This window comes from Eilatimonas milleporae, assembly GCF_003688555.1.
GTDB lineage: Bacteria > Pseudomonadota > Alphaproteobacteria > Sphingomonadales > Kordiimonadaceae > Eilatimonas > Eilatimonas milleporae.
In genome coordinates this window covers 70,008-92,685 of record NZ_REFR01000009.1, presented here as the reverse complement: position 1 = coordinate 92,685, position 22,678 = coordinate 70,008, and the positions used below count along the sequence as shown (strand labels likewise).

The window sequence follows — 22,678 nt, the reverse complement described above, 5'->3', positions numbered from 1 at the left end:
GAATGCCGCCGCGCATCCCGGCGAGTTATCACGGGCGAAAAAAATGGCGGCCGAATGCATTTCAAGAGGTGTTTTATGCTCAAGGCGCAGATTGTGCCCGTTACCGCCTTCGCCCAGAACTGCAGCATTCTCTGGTGCGACGAGACCATGGAAGGGGCCCTGGTCGATCCCGGCGGTGATGTGGATATCATTCTGGACAAAATCGCGAAGCTTGGCGTCACGCCGAAAAAGATTTTGCTGACCCATGGTCATATGGACCATGCGGGCGGGGCGGCCCAGATCAAGGAAGTCTTCGATCTGCCGATTATCGGCCCGCACCGGGACGATAAATTCTGGCTGGACGATATCGAGACCCATGCCAGGCAATACGGCATTCCGGGCCTGCGCACCTGTACGCCGGACCAGTGGCTTGAAGACGGCGACAGTGTGTCCTTCGGCAATGTGACGCTGCAGGTGCATCATTGTCCGGGCCATACGCCGGGACATGTCATCTTTTTCGACCCGCGGCACAAAGTGGCCTTTGTCGGCGATGTCCTGTTCAAGGGGTCGGTGGGACGGACCGATTTTCCCAAGGGCGATCAACAGCAGCTTATCGGTTCGATCACCGGCAAATTGTGGCCGCTGGGACCGGATGTGACCTTTGTGCCCGGACATGGGCCTTTGTCCACGTTTGGCGCGGAGCGGGAAAGCAACCCTTATGTGGCCGACAAGGTTCTCTCGGGCGCTGCCTAAATCCGATCTATCCGGGACGGCACCGCCGGCCGGCGACTTAAGGATATGCGCCGATCCCGGATATGGACGGCGCGGTCCCGCCATATGGTCGGAGGTGGGGTGATGTCGGAAAGCGGTGCATTGCAGGAAGAGGACCGGGAAGCGGGGCGGACGGAAACGCAGCCGGCAGGGGCGACTTTGGGCCATACCTGCATGAACTGCGGGGCGGTGTTGGCCGGTCCCTATTGCCATGCCTGCGGTCAGAAAGACGACGACATTCGCCGGCCGGTCTGGACGTTTCTGCTGCAATTTCTGGAAAATACCTTTGCCGCCGACAGCCGGTCTCTCAACACCCTGTTGCTGCTGATCGTCATGCCGGGCGGCTTGACGCGGCGCTTCATGGCCGGCCACCGCGCCCGCTTTGTCCCGCCGGTCCGGCTGTATGTTCTGGTGTCCATCCTGTTTTTCTTGGTGTTGTCCATCGCCAATGTGGCCATTCTGGATATCGCCATCGAGCCCAAGGCCCCTGTTCCGTCCACCTCCGGCACCATGCCGGAACACATACCCGGCACAAGGGCGGAGGCGGAAGCGGCCCCGCAGGTGCCTGGGGCCGTACCGGCGGAACAGCCGGATCAGGCACAGCCGGGCCGTGAGGGTGTGGTGCCGTTGGAGGTGGACCAGCAGGGCGGGGACACGGCGGTCCCGGGGACCTCTGTTCCGGTATCGTCCGAAAGGGGCACGTCCCCCGGTATTCTGAATGATATTCTGACCCGCAATGAAGACGGCAGCCTGTCCCTGTCCCTTGATATCGAGACGGAGGGAACGGTGACGCCGGAGGACATTCGCCAAAGGCTGCTGGATGAACTGGCCGCTTCCGATGGTTTGACGGCGGAAGAACGCGCCGAAATCGAAGCCTTTGTGAACACCGATCTGCCGCCGGTCCTTGATACGGCCGTTCTGGCGGCCGCGAAGGCCGACAAGGGGGACACGGTCGGGCTGTTGGACGGGTTTCCCTACGATATCAATGTCGGCATGTTCGTTCGTCTCACGGATGAGACGCGGCAGGGCCTCAGCCAGGAGGATATCGACGCTGTTCTTCTGGACCCTGACATATCGGACTATGTCAAGGAAGCCACGCGGGGGTTCACCCGTGCCCTGAAGGAGCCGCAGCGTTTCAACGATCTGTTCAACAAGTGGCTGCCCCGCGCCCTGTTTGTCCTGGTTCCCTTTTTCGCGCTGATCCTGCGGCTGTTTCATTGGGGCGGGAAACGCTACTATGTGAACCAGCTTATTTTTTCCCTGCATTTTCACAGTTTTCTGTTTCTGCTGATGACGGCGATGGTGCTGATCATTCCGGCATATGGGGGCGAACTGGGCATACAGTTGTTCTGGTGGGGCACATCCCTTTATCTGATCATTGCCCTCAAGGTCGGTCAGCAGCAGGGCTGGGTCCGGGCCTTTGTGAAAGCCGGTTTCATCTGGATGGCCTATTTCAGCGTGATGATGACGGTTCTCGGTTATGCGGTGGTTGAGGGCCTGCGCGAGCTTTAGGTGCCGGGCGTCATAAGCCGGCCGGCAGTGCCCAATGATCGGACCTTCTGCAATCAGTTCTCCGTCTTCCGCGCACTACGCACACAGTATATTCAGGCACTGATGCCATGAGCCGGCATTTTGGGCTACCGTGACCGAAACTGAACCAAGGCGGGAGCACCGTGCCCATGTCCCAAGATGCCCGCGTCCGCGCGCAGGCCTTTGCCGAACGCTTTGGCCTGCGGACCCCAATTCTGCTGGCGCCGATGGCCGGGGCCTGTCCGGTTGCCCTATCGGTTGCCGTGGCCGATGGCGGCGGGATGGGGGCATGCGGGGCTCTGTTGATGAGCGCGGGTCAGATCACCGAATGGGTGCGTGAATTTCGCGCCCTGTCCAGAGGACCGTTTCAATTGAACACATGGATCCCTGACCGCGATCCGGTGCGTGACCGCCATCATGAGGCGGAGATCCGCCGGTTTCTCGCCCAGTGGGGGCCTGAGGTGCCGGAAACCGGCGGTGACGCCCGGCCTCCGGATTTTTCCGGCCAGTGTGAGGCCATGTTGGCGGCCGGCCCGGCCGTCATATCGTCGATCATGGGGCTTTACCCGCCGGCGTTCGTCTCCCGGATGAAGGCGAAACGGATCAAATGGTTCGCGACGGTCACGACCGTCGCGGAGGCCGTTCGGGCGGAACAGGCCGGGGCTGATGCAGTCATTGCCCAGGGGATGGAGGCCGGGGGCCACCGGGGCGCCTTTCGCGCTGATGCGGCAAGCGAAAAAATGGTCGGTCTGTTTTCCCTTCTTCCCGCGGTAAAAGACGCCGTTGCCATACCTGTTATCGCGGCCGGCGGGGTCGCGGATGCGCGGGGTGTGGCCGCCGCGCTTATCCTCGGCGCCTCGGCCGTTCAGATCGGCACCGGATTTCTGCGGACGCCCGAAGCGAAACTGTCGGCGGTGTGGGCCGATGCAATCGGTGCGTCCAATCCTGAGGGTACGGTTGCGACCCGTGCCTTTTCCGGCCGGTTGGGTCGCAGTATACGGACCAAATATGCGGTCGCCGCGAATGCGCGCCAGGCGCCCGAACCCGCACCCTATCCAGTCCAGCGCCATCTCACCCAAGCAATGCGGGGCGACGCCGTGAAGTCCGGCACCCTGGATGGGATGCAGGCCTGGGCCGGTCAGTCAGGCAGACTGGCCCGGACTGCATCGGCAAAGAATATTGTCAGTGAGCTTTGGCAGGGTGCCCAGGATATTCTGAACTGACGTTCAAGGATACCCGGATGGGATCAGGTGTCCGGCCGGCCCTGTTCCGGGCACTTTTTCAGGCCTTTGGGCGGCCCGCACGCGCACCGGGCGGTGCGGGCCGAAATCCGGTCAGGCCGCTTTGCTGAAGGATACGGCCAGATTGTCGCCCACGCTCTGACGCTGGGCTTCCGCGCCTGTCAAAGCGTCCTCGCCGCGCATCATCAGCTGATCGGCGGCAATGATGCTGACATCGTCGATACCGATAAAGCCCAGCACATGCCGCATGTAGCCGGTGGCGAAATCGACATCGCTGCCCATGGCCGTGCCGCCGGATGCCACGACCAGAACGGCTTTCTTACCCTTCAACAGGCCGACAGGGCCGTTTTCCGTATATTGGAAGGTTTTGCGGGCACGGGCGATCTGATCGACCCAGGCTTTCAGACTGGCGGGGATGCCGAAATTATAGACCGGCACGCCGATGACGAGAATGTCGGCGGCTTCGATTTCGGAGATCAGCGTGTCCGACAGGGCCAGGGTATCGCGCTGTGCATCCGTACGCTCGGCGTCATCGGTGAAATTGGCGCCGATCCATGTTTCGGTGACGAAGGGCAGGCCGTTGCTGACATCGCGGGTGATCACACGGGCGCCGGGGCTGCGTGCACTGAGATCGGCGATCAGCCTGTCGGTCAAATCGCGCGAGACGGAGCCGGTCTTGCGGGCGCTGGCGTCCACGCGCAGAATGGTTTTAGGCGGGGCTGTGGTGCTGTTGATGCTTGTGGTGCTCATGGTCGTCATCCTCATCATCCTGTCGGGCGCCCCGTGGCGGCCCGTTCAGTGATGAAGATACGTTTCCCGTGCGAACACGGTACCGGGTTCTTTCCAGACCCCGTGTTGCGTTTTCTGAAACCCTTACTCCGACGTGTCCGGTTCCTGTTCCGCAAGATCAAGGGACAGTGAATTCACACAGTAGCGCAGTCCCGTCGGTGCCGGCCCATCGGGGAAGACATGTCCCAAATGACTGCCGCAGGCCGCGCAAAGAATTTCCGTACGGACCATACCGTGCGAGAGATCACGTTTTTCCTGAATGGCATCCTTCGTCACCGGCGCGAAAAAACTGGGCCACCCGGACCCGGAATCGAATTTCTCGGTACTTTTGAACAAAGGGGTGTGGCAGGCCGCGCAGTTGTAGACGCCGGCTGTCTTGGTGTTGACATAAAGCCCGGAAAAGGGCGGTTCCGTTGCACCCTGCCGGCAAACGGCATATTGATCCGGGCTCAGACTGTCCCGCCATTCGGCATCGGTTTTCCGCACCTTGCGCGGTGCGGCCGGTTTCTCCGTCATGATGATTTCCTTCAGCGGACCGCGCATTCCAGACACAGGAAATATCGCCCGTGCGGATCGTTCAGCCGCAATATCTGTTCCGCGTCGGCCTGCAGGTCATACAGGCTTTTCAGCGTTGCGGACGGCGGTATCGCGGTCGCATCCAGCGTGCCGATCAGGCCGTATCCCGTCTCCAGCGGTCCGCCGGACACCGGCGCCGTCATAGTGAAAGAACTGAACAGGTCGGCCAGGAAGGCGTCGAAGGGATCCGGCTGCTCGCGGTAGAAAACCGTCTCATAGGTCTCGACCCCTGCCAGCCTGGCCGCGGCCGCGACGGCCTCATCCAGGCCGCCCAGATGATCCACAAGACCGATTTCCTGTGCTTTGATACCGCTCCACACGCGTCCCTGGGCAATGGCGTTGACTTCATCCACCGACAGGCCGCGTCCGCGTGCCACCAGTTCCAGAAAATCCCGGTAGCCGGCATCGATGGATTGCTGCACCACATCTTTCACCCTGTCCGACAGCGGGCGGGACGTATCCAGTGCCCCTGCAAACGCCGTGGTGCCCACGCCGTCCGTATGGATACCCACCTTGTCCAGCGTGTTTTCGAAAGTGGGCACGATGGCGAAAATGCCGATGGACCCGGTGATGGTGCTGGGCGCGGACCAGATTTCATCCGCCGTGGCGGAAATCCAGTACCCGCCCGAGGCCGCCAGCGGCCCGAAGGAGGCAACAACCGGAATGCCGTCGGCCTGTGCCGTGGCCAGTTCCTGGCGGATCAGTTCCGATGCGAAACCGGATCCGCCGGGACTGTCCACCCGCAGCACGATGGCCGAGACATCCTCGGCTGTTCTGGCCTCGCGGATATAGCGGATCAGGGTTTCCGCGGCGGTAACGGTGACCGGTCCTTCCCCGGCGATGATTTCCCCTTGCGCCGTGATCACGGCGATGGTGTTGCCGCCGCTTGTGCCCGGATCGGTGGCCTGAAGATAGGCCTGCCAGTGTATCTGGTTGAAGGTATTGCCGTCGGGCGAGGTACCGTATGTGTCCATCAGTTCTTGGCGCCAGTCGGCCCGCGTGGCGATGGCATCCACCAGGCCCTTGTTCAGGGCCATTTGCGCCATATCGCCGCCCGCCTCGCGCAGGAGGGCCGGCGCGTCATTGATGCCCTGGGTGATCTGTGCCGCCGTCATACCGCGCGGCGCGCCCACCGCGTCGCCGTACAAACGCCACAGCGTTTCCAGATAGCCCCGGTTGGCTTCCCGTGCGTCTTCCGACATGTCATCGCGGGTAAAGGGCTCGACCGCCGATTTGTAGGTGCCGACCCGGAACACGTTGACGGACACGCCCAACTTGTCCAGAAGGCTTTTGAAATAGGGATTATACTGTCCATATCCCGTCAGGAACACATTGCCGGCGGGGTTCAGGAAAATCTTGTCGGCCTGGGCGGCCAGCAGGAAGTCCGTTTGCGAATAGCTTGTTGAAATCGCATAGACTTTCTTGCCGCTCTCGCGGAAGTCCTGTATGGCCCCGGCCAGTGTGTGCAGATGGCTCGGCCGGGCACTCCACATGGTATCGGTAAACAGCGCCATGGCGGCGATCCGGTCATCCGTCTTCGCCCGCCGCACGGCGTCCAGCAGGTCATGAATGCCGGTTTCCGGCCTTTTGTCATTGAAGCGCGCAAAGACCGCCTCGAACGGATCGGCCATTTCGGCCTGTTCGACGATGGCCCCGTTTGGCCACAGCACCATGACGGCCCCCTTGGGCACATTGGGTGCGGCCTGCTGGTTCCTGCTGGCGGTCCACAAGGCGATGAGGGCGATAATGGCAAACAGGCCAAGCATGGCCGTTCCAAACCCCTGGATGACTTTCACGGTTGCTTTGACACCGCCCCATACCGTTGCCAGAAGGCTTTTCATCAGCCGCTGCTCCCACACTTGCAATTGTCCCGAAAGACGGGTTCCATGTCAGGTGAAAGTGTGCTCTTGGACGTCCGACGTCAAGTCGCCAACGCGGCACACCCCGCCCGCGGGCCGTGTCGGCAGCCCGGTGGGCCGCTCAGTGCCGGTACACGGCGAACCGCAACACCATGGAGAAGGGATTTTATGACGCACCACATACCGGAGGTTCCCGCCCGGGCCCACCAGCGCAACAACAGCATTGCCGACGATGTGGACTATGAGATCAGGGGCGCGGAGATGCAGTTTGTCGAAGTGGAGCTGGACCCCGGTGAGTCCGCCGTGGCCGAGGCCGGCGCCATGATGTTCAAGGACCGGGCGATCACCATGAACGCGGTCTTCGGCGACGGGTCCGGCCAGTCCGGCGGCTTCATGGGCAAGCTGCTCGGTGCGGGCAAACGGCTGCTGACGGGGGAAAGCCTGTTCACCACCGTTTTCACCCATGAGGGCACGGGCAAGGCCAGGATCGCCTTTGCCGCCCCCTATCCGGGCAATATCCTGGCCTTGAAGCTGGATGAATTCGGTGGCCGGCTGGTGTGTCAGAAGGACAGTTTTCTGGCCGCCGCGCGCGGGGTGCAGATCGGCATCCATTTCCAGCGTCGTATTATGACCGGCCTATTCGGCGGTGAGGGGTTCATCATGCAAAGCCTGGAGGGCGACGGCTGGACCTTCGTCCATATCGGCGGCACGGTTGTGGAACGCCGGCTGGCCGCGGGCGAGGTTTTGCATGTGGACACCGGCTGTCTGGCCGCCATGACCGCCGATATCGATATGGATGTGGAACGCGTCGGCGGGATCAAATCGATGATTTTTGGCGGGGAAGGGGTGTTCTATGCCCGTTTGACCGGGCCCGGCACCGTCTGGCTGCAAAGCCTGCCGTTTTCCCGCCTGGCCGGGCGCATCTGGGCGTCGGCGCCGCAAACGGGCGGCAAGGATCGCGGCGAAGGCTCTGTTCTGGGCGGGGTCGGGCGCGTGCTGGGCGGGAATAATTCCTTCTGAAGGCCGTGCGATATGTTTCAGACCTATCTCCGCGGGCGCTGACATGTCCCTGACCGTTGAACCGCCCTGTGTCCTGTACCGCGATCCGCGCTATTACAGTGCCTTTCCCACGCTTGCGCGGACGCGGGACGGCGGGATGATGCTGGCCTTTCGCCGGGCGCCCGACCACCGGGCCCTGCTGCGCGGGGCGGCGCCGGCCGATTTTGACCATGTGGACCATCTGCATGCCCGTTCGCACATTGCCCTTGTGTCTCTGGACGGCCACATTCGGCAGGGGCAGCCTGCGGTTCTGCCGGTGGACTCCCTGGCGGCCGATCAGGATGCCAATCTTTTCACGTTGAGGGATGGCCGCCTGCTGCAATACGGCTTTTTGTGGTTGCCGGTCACACAGGATATCGCCTGGCGTCTCAAGGCTGAGGGCAGGTCGCTGCGCATGGGACGCGACGGCGGCGGCCATTTCATGTTCTGGGGTGCCTATGTACGCCACAGCGATGACAATGGCGAAACGTGGAGCGACAGGCGCTTCCTGCCCCGCGACCCGCGCCTGGGAGAAGGCATCCACCCCGACTGCCCCAACACAACGGCCCTGCGCGGACGCATGGTGGAACGGGACGACGGGGGGCTAGTGCTGGCCGGCTACACCCACGGGCTGGTGGGGCCCGGCACCGCCGTACAGATTTTTGCCTCCACGGACAGGGGACTGTCCTGGGATTGTCTTGCAGACCTGACCGGTCCGGACGGCCCGGAACCATCGGCGGGATCATCGGCGTCACGCGGGCCGCTCGCCCTGATGGAGCCGGCGCTTGCCGCCTGGCCGGACAACCGTCTGAGCCTGTTCATGCGGACAAACGATCCCGGTGACCGTCTGGCCGCTGCCGGTTTAACCGGTTCCGGCCTGCCGTCGTCCCTGGCCGGCGCCGCTGTCACCTTGACGGGCATTGTCGGCCACCCGGCGGATGGTCTGGTGCTGCCGGACGGCCGGTTACTGCTGGTCTATGGATACCGTCACCGGGGGGCCGGTGTGCGCGCCCGGCTGCTGGAGCCCGGCCAGCCCTTCGACACGGCGCGGGAGTATATTTTGCACGAGCACTGCCCCGGCTACGATTGCGGTTATCCTTGGGCCGAACGGCTGGAGGATGGCCGTGTTCTGGTGGCATTCTATGCCGCGGACGGGGCCGGGGTTCGCGGTATTGACGGGGTGGTGGTACATGTTTGATCCGGATCGGGTTCTTTACAGGCAAGCCGCAGTAATCACGGCGGAAGAGTGTGGGCCGGACAATCTGGCGCGCGCCGATGCCTTGACCGGCCGGGTCGTGCGGGCGCTTGTCGAGGCAGGCGGGGCAGGGATTGACCCTGTCCCCTTGATGGTCAATGTCGAATTCAGTGCCGCCCCGTGCACGGGCCAAAGTGTCGAAGCCCGTGTGGAAAAAATACGGCGGACAGGGTCCATGCTGTTCCTGCGCGGTGTCCTGACCGGTGACGGTGGGACGCTGGTTTCATTTTCCGCTGTGATGAAGCGGCGCGGCGCCAAGGAGTAAGGTCGGGCACGGCATCCCCGCGTGCGGCGGAATGGCCTATCCCTTGCCTGAGCGGGCCGGTGCCGCCGCTGCCGGACCGGTTCAGCCGCTCCTTATTCCAGTCACCCGTCCGGCTTTTCACGCGTCCTTGGCGACGCGGATCATTTCCGCCACATCCGTCAGTTTGGCCCTGGGGCGCGGGTTGGGGTGCGCGCCTTTGGCCGCATTTTCCTCCGCCGCTTCAATACGGCGCCAGTCGCGGAAGGTGACAAGGTCCAGCTGCCGTGCCTCGGCAATGGCATTCAGCCCGCTGCGGCCCGGTTTGCCGCCCGGTGCGATACCGGCCAGTATCTTGGCCGCCACGTCCATACCGTCCGGTTTGTTGGTGCCGATCGTGCCCGTGGGGCCGCGCCGTGCCCATCCGACACAGTAAAGCCCCGCATCGATCACGCCTTGCCTGTTGGTAAAGCAGCCTCGGTTCTCATCATAGGGAACATCCTCAATCGGGCTGGTGCGGTAGCCGATGCAGGGCACAATCAGCCCGACCTTCAGGGTTTCCGTCCTGCCCGTGCCAACGGCGCGCAGGCTGCCTGTAGGCGTTTCCTCCAGATGTGTTTTCTCAAGGCGTGTTTCCTCCAGCCGCACCCCTTTCACTTTGCCGTCCCCCAGAACCGCCATGGGGCGCCGGTAAAACATCAGATGCAGGCGCACAGGCTTGTCAGCCTGGGTGTTGTCCGCCATGGCGCGCAGGATCGGCATGGTTTTGCGCGGCAGCCCCGTGAGGGCGTCGTCATCGGCTGCATCCGGCAACTGTTTCCCGTCCACAAGCGCGACACAGTTTTCCAGCCGGTTCAGCTCTCCCAGTTCCTTTGGCGTGAAACTGGCCTGCACCGGTCCGCGTCGGCCCAGGACGTAAATATCGCGGATCGCGCTGGTATGGATATGCCGGGCGGCGTGGTCCGCCAGGTCCGAGCCCGCCATTTCGGCCGCCGTTTTCGCCAGCACGCGTGCCACGTCCACCGCCACATTCCCGTTGCCGATGACCGCGACGCCAGGCACGTTCAGATCCGGTTCCAGGTCGGCGAAATCGGGGTGCGCGTTATACCAGCCGACAAAGGCGCTGGAGCCGATAACACCGTCCAGCCCCTCGCCTTCGATGCCCAGCGGCCGGTCCTTCGGTGCACCGGTGGCCAGCACCACCGCATCGTAAAGCTGCCGCAGCTCCGCCAGGGTGATATCGCGGCCCAGCGCCAGATTGCCGACAAAACGGACGTCGGACTGTTCATTGACGTTCTGAAAACGCCGGGATACCCCTTTAATGGACTGATGATCCGGGGCTACGCCGGCGCGGATCAGGCCGTAAGGCGTCGGCAGGCGGTCGATGATATCGACGCGAACATCATACGGCCGGCCACCGCCCCCTTTGTCCGCGGGCGTCTTTGTCAGCGCTTCAGCCGTATAATAGCCAGCCGGCCCGGCGCCGATCACGGCCACCGATAGTGTGGGACGGTTCATCGGCTCTCTCCCTCCGCTCCCCACCGCTTTGTGCGTCTGTCTCTTCCGGCCGCCGGCTGGTCACTCGTCCGAGCTTCTGCCGTTCCTCCAGTCGGAAGAACATCGGCTATGTGTATCACAAGCTGTCGCCGAACACAGCCCGCCACAAACGGAAGTCATGATCCAATGACGACTTGTAAACCATTGAGACACCGTAGGGACCTGTCACAAAGGGTGACTGCGTTATTTCTGCAACACAGGTGGGGAAAGTGGCGTGGATGGACCCGTATCGATGTCACTTTCTCCTCGCAGGCATGTTGCATCGCAATACCGTTAGCCCAGTGAATAAAAATATATTTGAAATATTCGCAAACGGGGGACTTTGAGTAATAAATGGAAAGGATCGGATATATGATCGATCGCAATATCGTTTCGCGCACCGCGCTTTTTGCCTTGGCCGGCGTGTCGGCCATCGCGCTAGGCCACCCGCAGGTTTCCGCCCAGACGGGGGGCCAGACAGGTGGGGCCGAAGGCACCGCACTGGAAGAAGTGGTCGTCATCGGGTCCCGCCGCAAGGGCCGTTCGGTCGCGGACAGCGCGGTGCCGATCGATGTCATTGGCGGTGAAGCCCTGCTGTCTTCCGGTTTGACGGAGACCAGCCAGCTTCTCAACCGTCTTGTCCCCAGTTTCAACTTTCCCCTGCCGTCCCTGACCGACGGGACGGACAGTGTGCGCCCGGCGCAGTTGCGTGGCCTGGCCCCCGATCACACCCTGGTTCTGGTCAATGGCAAGCGCCGTCATACGTCCTCGCTGGTCAATTTGAACGGCTCCGTCGGGCGCGGTTCCATGGCGGTTGACATCAACCTTATCCCGGCCAATGCCATCCGTCAGATTGAAGTGCTGCGAGACGGTGCTGCGGCGCAATACGGCTCTGATGCCATTGCCGGGGTGATCAACTTCCGTCTGAATGACAGTGCCGAGGGGGTGTCCCTCAGTGCCCAGTACGGCCAGCATGTCACCACCCTTGACGGTGTGCCTGATATCTCTTCCGTCAGCTTCAATGATGACGGCACCCTGAATATCCAGGAAGGCGACGACCGCACCCGCCGTGACGGCGAGGAATTGACCATCCGCGGCAACATCGGCCTGCCGCTGGGTGAGGGCTTCTTCAACCTGTCCGGCGAATACCGCGACCGCAACCCCACGGACCGTGGCGGTTATGACCCCCGTCAGCAATATCCGAACCAGGCGGACGGAACGCTGGATATCCGTGAGACCACGTTTGACCGCTTCAGCTTCCGTTTCGGCAATCCGGAACTGGAGGATATCTCGCTCTTCTACAATTCCGCCCTGCCTGTGGGGGAATTTGAGATTTATTCCTTCGGCAGCTATGCCACGCGCGAGAGCTTTTCGGCCGGTTTTTATCGCCGTTCCACGGACAGCCGCAATGTGCCGGAAATCTATCCGGACGGCTTCCTGCCGTTGATCGAGGTTGATTTTGTCGATTATTCCTTCGCGGGCGGTGTGCGCGGCCAGATCGCCGGCTGGGACAGTGACCTGTCCATCGTCTACGGCAAGAACGATCTGAACTTCGGCGTGGTCAATACGCTCAACACGTCACTCGGACCTACAAGCCCAACGGAATTTGATGCCGGCGCCCTGATCAATGAACAGACCGTCGTCAATCTGGATGTGTCCAAACTGCTCGAGATCGGCGGCAAATCGGTCAATGTGGCCTTTGGGGCCGAATACCGTGATGAAGGCTATGAAATCGAGGCTGGCGAGCCGGCTTCCTACATCCAGGGGCCGTTTCCAGGTGCCGCCGGCAGCCAGGTTTTTCCAGGCTTTCAGCCGGCTTCCGAGGTTGATCGTGGCCGTGACAGTATCGGTCTTTACGCCGAAATTGACGCCGATCTGACCGATAAGCTGAATGTGGCCGTGGCCGGACGGTTCGAGGATTATTCGGACTTCGGCTCCACCATCAACGGCAAGATCGCGGCCCGTTACGCCATCACCGACAGCTTTGCCATCCGCGGTGCCGTGTCCACCGGTTTCAGGGCACCGTCCGTGGGGCAGCAGTTTTTCACGTCGATCGCCACCATTCTGGATGACGATGAACTGGTCCAGATTGGCACTTTCCGCCCGGACAGCGATTTTGCCGTGGCGCTGGGTTCGCCCGGTCTTGAAGAGGAGAAATCGATCAACCTGTCGGGTGGTTTCACCTTCACGCCGGCCAATGGCCTGAGCCTGACGGTGGATTATTTCTATATCGAGATCGATGACCGGATCGTGCTGTCGTCCAATTTCGCGGGCGATGCGATTGAAGAGTTTCTTGACAATGCCGGCATTGACGCCCAGTCGGGCCGTTTCTTCCTGAACGGGATCGACAGCCGGACCCAGGGGATCGATATCGTCGCCACCTATAACTGGGATCTGGGGGATTACGGTCTGCTCGACCTGAATGCGGGCTTCAACTACACCGATAACGAGGTCACCAACCGAAATCAGCCGCTGGACCGGATCGATGATCTGGTCGATGCCCAGGACCTGTTCGACGACCGCGAGGTACGCCGGTTTGAACGTGGTGCGCCGGAAACGACGCTGAATCTGGGGGCGACATGGAATGTCGACAGGTTGCGGGTAACGGCACGGACAACACGTTTCGGTGAAACCGTGGACCCGCAAACCAATCCGGCCGAGGATGAAGTGCTGGACGCCAAATTCATCACGGATCTGGAAGTGCAGTACCAGCTCACGGATACGGTTGCCTTGTCGGTTGGCGGCACGAATATTTTCGACGTTTATCCGGACACGGCGGAAGAGATCAATCAGATCAACGGTGTGGGAACATCCACCTTCGACAGGGTGTTGCCGTATTCCGGGTTTTCGCCTTTCGGGTTTAACGGCCGGTTCGTGTACGCGCGGATGGAACTCACCTTTTAGGCGCGACGTTAATGTCCGGTCCGGCTCTCTCAAGCTGAAGAGCCGGGGTGGAAACCATGATTGACTCGGCCGGACGGTTTTGCCGTCCGGCCTTTTTCATGGATGGGGGAGGGTATTTTTACATCCTTCGATCGTCCGCATACACCCTTGGGTCGGGTCTCTTTTGCAAAATCGTTCTGCCTGTTCACCTTTGGACCCGGTCTGTCCGACTTCGATGGACGGTGGGGCCGCGGTCATTAGGGTATTGCTTCCAAATACCAAAGATAAGCGTATGGATTTTACATGGCTGAACCGCCCTTCAGGTACCGGACCCGGACCATCATTCCCATCGTGTGTGTCGGCGCGGTCCTGAGCACTGTTTTGCTGTGCCTTGTTTGGCCGGGCCATGATCTGGCGGTCCGCGTGGCCGCCGGCCTGATTGCCAGTGCCGCTGCCGTGGGCCTGACGCTGCATTCCATCCGGGCGCAGGCTCAGAAAAACATCATGCCGGAAACCGTTCTGGGCCTAGCGCAGGATATGCTCGGTATCGGTTACTGGTATGTTGATCCCGCGACCAATCATGTGGTCTGGTCACAGGGTGTGTATGCCATTCATGCCCGTGATCCCTCCGCCCCGCCGCCGGGTATGGAAGAGGCGATCGCCTATTATCACCCCGAAGACCGCATGATGGTGCGGCGGCATTTACAGCGTGCCGTGAAGGAAAAGGCGGGATTCCGGTTTCGGCTGCGTCTCATCGCCGATGACGGGCAGGAAAAACATGTTTTATCCATTGCCAGTTTCACGAAATTGAACGGGCGTGATCTTCTTTACGGCGTTTTCCAGGATGTCAGCGACCGCGTGCGCCGCGAACAGGATCTGGTGACGATGCAGGAACGCTTCGCCATGGCGCAGACATCCATGCCCATGGGTGTATTCGACTATGATATCGGACGGGATGAATTGGTCTGGGATGATGCCATGTTCGAGATTTACGGCTTTTCCAGACAGGATTTCGGCGGCCGGTATGAGGATTTTCTGGGCCGCCTGCATCCCGAGGATTCTGAACAGGCCAATCACAGGCTTCAATCCGCCCTGGTTGATGAGGCGGGTCTCTACAATACGCGCTTCCGCATCGTCAGGGATGACGGGTCTCAGCGCTGGATCAAGGGGTGCGCGGTCATCCAGCGGGATAAAAACGGCCTGCCGCTGAGGATGGTGGGGCTGAATGTGGATGTGACGGATGCCGCCGATACTGAACAGCGTTTGCAGGCGGCGTTGAAGGCGGCCGAGCAGGCCAGTCAGGCAAAGTCCGATTTTCTCGCCGTCATCAGCCATGAACTGCGCACACCGCTGAACGGCATTCTCGGCAACCTGCAACTGATGAAGCGCCAGACGGGCAGCGAGGACCTTCTGGGGCTGGTGGATACGGCGGAACACAGCGGTCGTCTGCTGCTGACACATGTCAGCGATCTCCTGGATATGGCGGCGATCGAGGCGGACCGGATGAAACTGGCGCCCGTCAGTTTCAATCCGGCCGGTTTGCTCGACGAAGCCATGGCCCTGTTCCAGCCGCTGGCTGAGCAGAAAGGCCTGACCCTGTCTTTGAAAACGGACCCGCATATGCCGCCGGCGATCGTGGCGGACCGTCACCGTCTGCGCCAGGTCATCGGGTGTCTCGTCGGCAATGCGATCAAGTTCACGGAAGAAGGGACCGTGACGGTCAAGGCGGATTTCAACCATTTTCGTGCCGCGACAGGGTCGGTGGGCATGACGGTCAAGGTGACCGATACCGGTATCGGCATCAGTCAGGACGATCAGCGTCATCTTTTCACCCCCTTCATGGCTGCCGACAATACGCTCAGCCGTCGCCATGGCGGTCTTGGTCTGGGACTGTCCATCGCCAAATACATTGCCGAGGCCATGGGCGGGGATTTGCGCTGCGACTCCCGGCCGGGCGAGGGCAGCGCCTTCACATTCAGCGTCGATGTTCCGGTCGCGGATCACTGGACCGATTCCGACGGTCGGGAAGAAACCGTTCGCAACGGACATGCAAACGGCCATACAAACGGTACCGAGACAACAATTCCGCGCCGTTCTCTGCTTGTCGCGGAAGACGTTTCCGTCAACCAGCAACTGCTGGAAAAAGTGCTGGTCGCACGTTGGGGCCAGGATGTGACATTTGTCGATAATGGCGAGGAAGCCGTCAACCTTCTCAAAGAGCGGCATTTCGATGCGGTGCTGATGGATATCCAGATGCCGGTCATGGACGGCGTGACGGCAACGCGGAAAATCCGTGCGGAAATGCCACAGCACAGCGGTATGCCCATCATCGCTGTGACCGCCAACGCGCTCGGAGAGCATGTGAAGGAATATCTGATCTCCGGTTTGGACTATTGTATCACCAAGCCGGTTGACTGGACCGAACTGCAGGCGCTTCTGCAGGACCTGGACTCGTTGGCGGATCTCACCGCCCGGCGCCATCAGGCTTGAACGGCTTGTCACTGTCCATGCGGTCATTGTCTGTCTATATTATGCCGCCCTAGTACAGGGATGGTGTGAATATCCGGGTCTTCTCGCCCGGCAATTTTAAAAAAAATTCGCCAAAGCTCTTGAAGCCGCTCATGTCCTCCCATAGATAGACCGCGTGCTAGCACTCATATCCTGTGAGTGCTAGCAGCGCAGTTCAATTCGCATGGGGTCCTCCATGCATTGGCTTTTGGGAGAAAATCCATGGCATTTCGTCCGCTGCACGACCGGGTTCTGGTCAAGCGTCTGGAAAGCGAAGAAAAAACCGCTGGCGGTATCATTCTGCCGGACACGGCACAGGAAAAACCGTCCGAAGGCGAGATCATCGCCGTTGGCGCCGGTGCGAAAGACGATGACGGTGATCGCATCACCCTTGACGTCAAGGTCGGCGACAAAATTCTGTTCGGCAAATGGTCCGGCACCGAAGTCAAGCTGGACGGTGAAGACCTGCTGATCATGAAGGAATCCGATATCATGGGGATCATCGAGTAAGGCGTCCGCCGTCTCAGTTGAACCCTTTGTTTGTATTTATTTCCCTGACATTCGAGGAGGCCGATCATGGCAGCCAAAGACGTTAAATTCCACGAAGATGCCCGCGGCAAGATCCTGCGCGGTGTAGACACCCTGGCCAACGCCGTCAAAACCACCCTGGGCCCGAAAGGTCGCAACGTGGTTCTGGAGAAATCCTTCGGTGCGCCGCGCATCACCAAGGACGGTGTGTCCGTCGCCAAGGAAATCGAACTGAAGGACAAGTTCGAAAACATGGGTGCGCAAATGGTCAAGGAAGTGGCCAGCCGTACCAATGACATTGCCGGTGACGGCACCACCACCGCCACCGTTCTGGCGCAAAGCATTGTTCGCGAAGGCATGAAGTCGGTTGCCGCCGGCATGAACCCGATGGACCTGAAGCGCGGTATCGATCTGGCAACCTCCAAGGTTGTCGAGGATCTTCAGTCCCGCAGCAAGACCGTCACGACCAATGACGAAATCTCCCAGGTCGGTACGATCTCGGCCAATGGTGAAACCGAAGTCGGCCGCATGATCTCCGAAGCCATGGAAAAAGTCGGCAAGGAAGGCGTGATCACGGTTGAGGAAGCAAAGGGTCTGGAAAGCGAACTGGACGTCGTTGAAGGCATGCAGTTCGACCGTGGGTACCTGTCGCCTTACTTCATCACCAATGCGGAAAAAATGACGACCGAGCTGGAAACCCCGCTGATCCTCCTGCACGAGAAGAAGCTGTCCAACCTGCAGTCCATGCTGCCGCTTCTGGAAAGCGTGGTTCAGTCCGGCAAGCCGCTGCTGATCATTGCCGAAGATATCGAAGGTGAAGCGCTGGCGACCCTGGTGGTCAACAAACTGCGTGGCGGCCTGAAAATTGCCGCCGTCAAGGCACCGGGCTTCGGCGACCGCCGCAAGGCCATGCTGGAAGACATCGCCATTCTGACCGGCGGTCAGGTGATTTCCGAGGATCTCGGGATCAAGCTGGAAAATGTCACCCTTGACATGCTGGGTTCGGCCAAGCGTGTGACCATCACCAAGGACGACACCACCATCGTTGACGGCATCGGTGCCGAGGATGACATCAAGGCCCGCTGCGAGCAGATCAAGGCCCAGATCGAAACCACGTCCTCCGACTATGACAAGGAGAAGCTGCAGGAGCGCCTTGCCAAGCTGTCCGGCGGTGTGGCCGTGATCAAGGTCGGTGGCGCGACGGAAGTGGAAGTGAAGGAGCGTAAGGACCGTGTCGATGACGCCCTGCATGCCACCCGTGCCGCGGTTGAAGAAGGTATCGTCGCCGGCGGCGGCAGCGCCCTTCTTTTTGCAACCCATATTCTGGAAGGCCTGACCGGCGACAATGACGATCAGACCCGCGGTGTCGACATCGTTCGCCGCGCGCTTCAGTCGCCGGTACGCACCATTGCGGACAATGCCGGTGTGGACGGTTCCGTCGTCGTCGGAAAACTGCTGGAGAAGAACGACGCCAACTTCGGCTTCGATGCCCAGACGGAAGAATACACCGATCTGGTTTCCAAAGGCATCATCGACCCGACCAAGGTGGTCCGTACGGCCCTGCAGGATGCTGCATCCGTTGCCGGCCTGATGGTCACGACCGAAGCCATGGTTGCCGAAATTCCAGAAGAAAAGCCGGCTGCTCCGGCCATGCCGGGCGGCGACATGGGCGGCATGGGCGGCATGGGCTTCTAAGGACGCCAGCCCAAACGTCCATGGCATAGTCATAGCTTTACCGACTATTCCTGTTTCGAGTACCCTGTACCGAGTTGGAGGCCCCGCCGGATACCATATCCGGCGGGGCTTTCGTTTGCGGCATGCCTATACGGGCTGCCGGTAACCGTCTGGGGCAGACCTGCCGGACGCCATGACGTATTTATTGACCTCTGCGGATTTCTCGGGCATGGCACGGAACACATGATTCTCGCCTATCACATTGCCAAAACCGGCGGCACAACGCTTTTGCATCATCTCCGCGATGAACTGGGGAAAGATGCCTGTGTCGCATACGGCCTGCATCCTGGGATGGAGCGTTTTTTCAACGGGCAGCCCTTGTGGGAAGAACTGCCGGATGCCGAGAAAAGACAGGCAAGGGTTCTCCTGGGACATCAGGTCAGCGACCGTCTTATCCCGACTATTCCCGCCGATGATGTGATCGGCCTTTTTTGCGTGTGGCGGGACCCGTATGACCATTTCATATCCCAATACCGCCACCATTCCGGTTATCTGGCGCAAACCGGCCAGCAGGTGGATGCGCGTGCCTATTTGAAATCCCTGCCGCCCAACAGGGTTGTGAGAGCCCTGTACAGACTGTTCCGGCGCCTTGCGATGGAAGACCGTTTTTCCTTTGACGCCGCATGCCGGGTTCTCAGCCAGTTTGAATTCCTCTGTGTGACGGAGCGTCTGGCCACGGACCTGACCACGCTGACACAGCGCCTGGGCGTCGGGCCGGTGACACGGCGCGAACGGGTCTCGCAAGGGCAGATTGATCTGGGCGGGCTTCACGCTGATGACATCTATGAGCATTTCCGGATGGATATGCGCCTCTACCGGCTGATCGTCGACAGGCTGAACGGCCGGACAGAGGATAATCCGCTTGCTTTCGATGCGTCTCTTTTCTCGGAAAACCAGCGGCGTTTGCGTCAGGAAAGCCATGACCGTGATGCCGTTCCGCCGGCCTATGAGGCCCTGGCCAGCTTCATGGTGGGACGCAATGTGATCGACGCCGCGAAACTTGAGCTGACCCTGCGCGGGGCGGAGGCTCCAAAATACGCGCCCATATGGGCGGCGCACGCCACCGTGAACCAGCAGCGCGACCCGGTGGCCGTCGCCTTGTCGGAAAAAGAAAAGGGCAGTGTCTACATGCGCCATAATCTTCCCGAACTGGCGCTAAGCTGCTTTGAAAAAGCCATTCAGCTGAACCCGGAACACATCACGGCCCATATTGCCGGCGCGCGGGCATTTCAGGCGCTGGGCGATATCCCCATGGCACGACGTTATGCCGAACAGGGCTTGGCCTTGAACCCGCGCAATGGTGTCGCGAGGGACCTCCTGGCCGTTCTTGAAAAGCAGTCTGAAAAAGCCCTGTCCAACCCGGCCTGATGTGTCGCCGCTATGGATGGCGGTGTATTGAACGGTCAGTCCCGAAGGGCGGTGCATAGAACCCATATCATATTGCCGCCCATGATTTTTCGATTTCGGCCCTGCTGAAGTCTTGCGCCAGCGTTGCTGACGTCAGGGCGGCCAGTTCCGATGTGTCGACGCCTTGCGGTGACCGCCGTCATAATCCGAGCCCGGGCTGGCGATATATGGACCGAGACGAAATTTCGCTTGAACTCACCCTATTCGTCACATTAGGGTCTCACCCGTTCCACGAAACTGTCACGGACGCCATGATACAGACCGCCCATACCAAGAAACCGGCATGCAATATGACCGGACTGCGACGACGAAAAGGTCAGACTTTCTGAACTTTTTTCTCATCGCGTCGCCACCCCAGTGAACACAGCTTCACGCACAGGAAGGGACGGGGGTCGCGCGGCATCTGATATGGACGGCAATTATGATCCTTTTTGAATGCGAACGGCCTCAGGACGGGCCGTTTATTGAAACCCTCTTGGATACGGTTTTCGGTCCTGACAGGGTACGGAAATCCTCATACCGCTTGAGGGAAGCGCGGCCGCCCCTTGCCGAGTTTTCCCAGGTTGCCCGTGAGGGCGCGCAGCTCTTGGCAACTGTGCGGTACTGGCCAGTGATTATCCGCGATATGCTGACCGGCACGCAGACCGACGCGCTGCTGCTGGGCCCTCTCGGTGTCCATCCCGGCAAACGGGGCCGCAAACTGGGGCAGACCCTGGTGCGCCGCAGTCTTGCGGCTGTGGATTCCGCCGGGGTTGCGCATGTGATCCTGGTTGGCGACCCCGCTTATTTCAAAGGCTTCGGTTTTCATCCGGCCTTGCCCCGGTATATCACCATGCCGGGCGGAGTAGACGCCGACCGCCTTATGATCCGGTCTTCCGGCCTGAGCCAGTCGCTGCCTTCCGTCGGACAGGTGGTGCCATGCATCGATTACACGGCCCGATCCGCCGCTACTTCCGACCACCTGACCGCTGTGCGCTAATGGAGCCGGTCGTTCTGGGCCCTTCAGGCTATGCGGCAGACTGCCATGTCCACAGACCCCTCTGGCTTGTGCGCTTGGCAGTCCTGCCTCCCGCACCTACATTATAAGCCGGGCTGTTTCGCCATATCCCGGTATATTCCGCTATATCCCGGTATAAAGCCCGAGTTCCACGCCATTTCTGGAGGCAGCGTTTGACAGTGAAACTGGAAGACATCATCGCACAGGTCGAGGGTCAGTCGCACCCTCCGGTGGATCGCTGGAACCCTGATTTCTGCGGGGATATTGATATGCGCATCGACCGAAACGGACGTTGGTACTATATGGGGACACCGATTGGCCGCGAACGTCTGGTCAGGCTGTTCTCAACCATACTGCGCCGTGACATGGATGGAAAATATTATCTGGTTACCCCGGTGGAAAAGGTTGGCATCCAGGTGGAGGATGTACCCTTCATGGCAGTGCGTGTGGATCGTATCGGAACCGGTGCGCAGTCCGCCCTGCATTTTGCCACCAATGTCGGCGATGAGATTTTGGCGGATGCGGACCATCCGGTCCGGGTCGCTGAAGATCCTGTGACAGGCGAGCCCAGACCATATATTTTGGTACGCGGGCGCTTGGAAGCCCGTATCGCCCGTCCTCCTTTTTATGAACTGGTGGAAATGGCTGAGGAACGTTTGATCGACGGTAAACCCAGCCTCGCCGTTTATAGCCGGGAACAGTGGTTCGCCCTCGGTGCCGCACTGACGGATGCGGCTGCGGACATCCCGGTATGACCGATGCCAAGATTAAATCCCGGTTGGCGCAGGCACTGGCGGCGGGCAATCCGGCCGCACGTGGAACACGTAGTGATTTTGACCTGAACCCTGACAAGGCATTGATGGATCCGGCCACCATTCGTCCGGCGGCCGTATTGGTGCCTATTGTCCAGCGAGCGGCTGACCCGACCCTGCTTTTGACACGCAGAACCGATCATTTGGCCAAACATGCCGGGCAGGTGAGCTTTCCGGGAGGCAAGGTTGATCCGGCTGATACGGATGCCGTGGCCGCAGCCCTGCGCGAAGCGGAGGAAGAGGTCGGGCTGCCGCCTGCCAGTGTGGATGTGGTGGGTCAGCTGGATACATATCGCACTGTCACAGGGTTCGAGATAACTCCTGTTGTGGGGATTGTTCCGGCTGATTTCGACCCTGTGCCGGCCCCGGACGAAGTCTCGGTTGTTTTTGAGGTTCCTCTTGATTTTCTGATGGATCGCAGGAACCATCAGAAACAGAGTGCCGAATGGCGTGGTCGGGAGCGTCGTTATTTTGCCATGCCTTATGATGGGCACTTCATTTGGGGGGCGACCGCCGCGATGATCGTCAATCTGGTTGATGTGATGGAAGCCGCGGGTGCAACGCGGGAAATCCGGACGGAACGAAATCCGCGCCCTTTTGCGACGGATGGCGGCGTATGACAGCATTGATCGCCCGCCTGATACTGCTGGCTGCGCCTGTTGTTCTGTTGATTGTCTGGTTACGCTACCGTACTGCGCATAACCGGCAGGACGCCGATTTGGACCGTGAAATCACCAGAGGGCGCCGGATACTGCTTGCCGCTCTTATCGCAATGTTTGCTGCGGTGCTGATGCTTTATTTCGACAAGGATGACCGCGGCCATGCCCATACCCGCTATGTACCGCCACACATTGAAGACGGCCGATTGGTGCCTGGCCGCTTCGTACCGGTTGAGCCTGCCGTACCGGATGGTGAACCAAATGACGACCCGATAAGCCCGCCAGATGAAGAAGAGCCGCCGGCAGATAATGACCCGCCGGGATTCTGACACTGG

The 22,678-nt window shown here is 60.5% G+C and carries 19 protein-coding genes; 15 read left to right on the top strand and 4 right to left on the bottom strand.

What is annotated here, in order from left to right; all coding sequences use genetic code 11:
- The first annotated feature begins 75 nt into the window (after window positions 1–75).
- The 3 genes from BXY39_RS01315 (at window position 76) to BXY39_RS01305 (ending at window position 3,503) form a co-directional block, all read left to right on the top strand.
- The gene (locus BXY39_RS01315; RefSeq protein WP_121937034.1) at window positions 76–732 is read left to right on the top strand and encodes an MBL fold metallo-hydrolase; all 657 of its coding nucleotides are present in this window, start codon (window positions 76–78) and stop codon (window positions 730–732) included.
- A 102-nt stretch (window positions 733–834) separates the two neighbouring features.
- Window positions 835–2,262 carry a DUF3667 domain-containing protein gene (locus tag BXY39_RS01310; protein WP_170163532.1) on the top strand — a complete coding sequence of 476 codons (1,428 nt, stop codon included), beginning with the start codon at window positions 835–837 and terminating at the stop codon, window positions 2,260–2,262.
- Between the two features lie 167 nt (window positions 2,263–2,429).
- Window positions 2,430–3,503: an NAD(P)H-dependent flavin oxidoreductase gene (locus BXY39_RS01305; protein ID WP_121937032.1), complete on the top strand. Its 1,074-nt coding sequence runs from the start codon at window positions 2,430–2,432 to the stop codon at window positions 3,501–3,503.
- A 111-nt stretch (window positions 3,504–3,614) separates the two neighbouring features.
- Here BXY39_RS01305 and BXY39_RS01300 read toward each other — a convergent pair whose 3' ends face one another.
- The 3 genes from BXY39_RS01300 to sppA all read right to left on the bottom strand — a co-directional run bounded on the left by BXY39_RS01300 (window position 3,615) and on the right by sppA (window position 6,727).
- Window positions 3,615–4,271 (bottom strand): FMN-dependent NADH-azoreductase, encoded by a 657-nt coding sequence (locus tag BXY39_RS01300; protein WP_121937682.1) that lies wholly within the window; start codon window positions 4,269–4,271, stop codon window positions 3,615–3,617.
- A 123-nt stretch (window positions 4,272–4,394) separates the two neighbouring features.
- Window positions 4,395–4,826, bottom strand: coding sequence for a peptide-methionine (R)-S-oxide reductase MsrB (gene msrB / locus BXY39_RS01295; protein ID WP_121937681.1), 432 nt, complete (start codon window positions 4,824–4,826; stop codon window positions 4,395–4,397).
- Window positions 4,827–4,837: 11 nt separating this feature from the next.
- Window positions 4,838–6,727: a signal peptide peptidase SppA gene (gene sppA / locus BXY39_RS01290; protein ID WP_147453420.1), complete on the bottom strand. Its 1,890-nt coding sequence runs from the start codon at window positions 6,725–6,727 to the stop codon at window positions 4,838–4,840.
- A 186-nt stretch (window positions 6,728–6,913) separates the two neighbouring features.
- On the opposite strand from sppA, the gene BXY39_RS01285 reads away from it, so the two are divergent.
- The 3 genes from BXY39_RS01285 to BXY39_RS01275 are packed head-to-tail and all read left to right on the top strand — an operon-like array spanning window position 6,914 to window position 9,303.
- A complete protein-coding gene (locus tag BXY39_RS01285) occupies window positions 6,914–7,765 on the top strand; it encodes a TIGR00266 family protein (protein ID WP_121937030.1) in 852 nt (283 codons plus the stop codon).
- 43 nt (window positions 7,766–7,808) lie between these two features.
- Window positions 7,809–8,981, top strand: a complete 1,173-nt coding sequence (locus BXY39_RS01280; protein ID WP_121937029.1) for a sialidase family protein — start codon at window positions 7,809–7,811, stop codon at window positions 8,979–8,981.
- Entirely contained in the window at window positions 8,974–9,303 is a 330-nt protein-coding gene (locus BXY39_RS01275) for a hypothetical protein (RefSeq protein WP_121937028.1), read from the top strand. The genes BXY39_RS01280 and BXY39_RS01275 overlap by 8 nt, the downstream gene beginning before the upstream one ends.
- Before the next feature lie 117 nt (window positions 9,304–9,420).
- Here the strand turns inward: BXY39_RS01275 and BXY39_RS01270 are convergent, their stop codons facing one another.
- The gene (locus BXY39_RS01270; protein ID WP_121937027.1) at window positions 9,421–10,797 is read right to left on the bottom strand and encodes an FAD-dependent oxidoreductase; all 1,377 of its coding nucleotides are present in this window, start codon (window positions 10,795–10,797) and stop codon (window positions 9,421–9,423) included.
- Between the two features lie 390 nt (window positions 10,798–11,187).
- On the opposite strand from BXY39_RS01270, the gene BXY39_RS01265 reads away from it, so the two are divergent.
- The 9 genes from BXY39_RS01265 to BXY39_RS01225 all read left to right on the top strand — a co-directional run bounded on the left by BXY39_RS01265 (window position 11,188) and on the right by BXY39_RS01225 (window position 22,672).
- Entirely contained in the window at window positions 11,188–13,719 is a 2,532-nt protein-coding gene (locus BXY39_RS01265; protein ID WP_211332028.1) for a TonB-dependent receptor plug domain-containing protein, read from the top strand.
- A gap of 282 nt (window positions 13,720–14,001) precedes the next feature.
- Window positions 14,002–16,188, top strand: coding sequence for a PAS domain-containing hybrid sensor histidine kinase/response regulator (locus BXY39_RS01260; RefSeq protein ID WP_121937025.1), 2,187 nt, complete (start codon window positions 14,002–14,004; stop codon window positions 16,186–16,188).
- Window positions 16,189–16,428: 240 nt separating this feature from the next.
- Window positions 16,429–16,716 carry a co-chaperone GroES gene (gene groES / locus BXY39_RS01255; RefSeq protein WP_121937024.1) on the top strand — a complete coding sequence of 96 codons (288 nt, stop codon included), beginning with the start codon at window positions 16,429–16,431 and terminating at the stop codon, window positions 16,714–16,716.
- Window positions 16,717–16,782: 66 nt separating this feature from the next.
- Window positions 16,783–18,429: a chaperonin GroEL gene (gene groL / locus BXY39_RS01250; protein WP_121937023.1), complete on the top strand. Its 1,647-nt coding sequence runs from the start codon at window positions 16,783–16,785 to the stop codon at window positions 18,427–18,429.
- Window positions 18,430–18,651: 222 nt separating this feature from the next.
- Window positions 18,652–19,836 (top strand): tetratricopeptide repeat protein, encoded by a 1,185-nt coding sequence (locus BXY39_RS01245; RefSeq protein WP_121937022.1) that lies wholly within the window; start codon window positions 18,652–18,654, stop codon window positions 19,834–19,836.
- Between the two features lie 460 nt (window positions 19,837–20,296).
- Window positions 20,297–20,854, top strand: a complete 558-nt coding sequence (locus BXY39_RS01240; protein WP_121937021.1) for a GNAT family N-acetyltransferase — start codon at window positions 20,297–20,299, stop codon at window positions 20,852–20,854.
- Between the two features lie 191 nt (window positions 20,855–21,045).
- Complete coding sequence (locus tag BXY39_RS01235; protein WP_342779406.1) at window positions 21,046–21,627, top strand: DUF1285 domain-containing protein; 582 nt, start codon at window positions 21,046–21,048, stop codon at window positions 21,625–21,627.
- On the top strand, window positions 21,624–22,304 hold the full coding sequence (locus BXY39_RS01230) for a CoA pyrophosphatase (RefSeq protein ID WP_121937020.1): 681 nt from the start codon (window positions 21,624–21,626) through the stop codon (window positions 22,302–22,304). Before BXY39_RS01235 ends, BXY39_RS01230 begins: the two co-directional genes overlap by 4 nt.
- A gap of 5 nt (window positions 22,305–22,309) precedes the next feature.
- A complete protein-coding gene (locus BXY39_RS01225) occupies window positions 22,310–22,672 on the top strand; it encodes a hypothetical protein (protein ID WP_147453419.1) in 363 nt (120 codons plus the stop codon).
- Window positions 22,673–22,678: the final 6 nt, after the last annotated feature.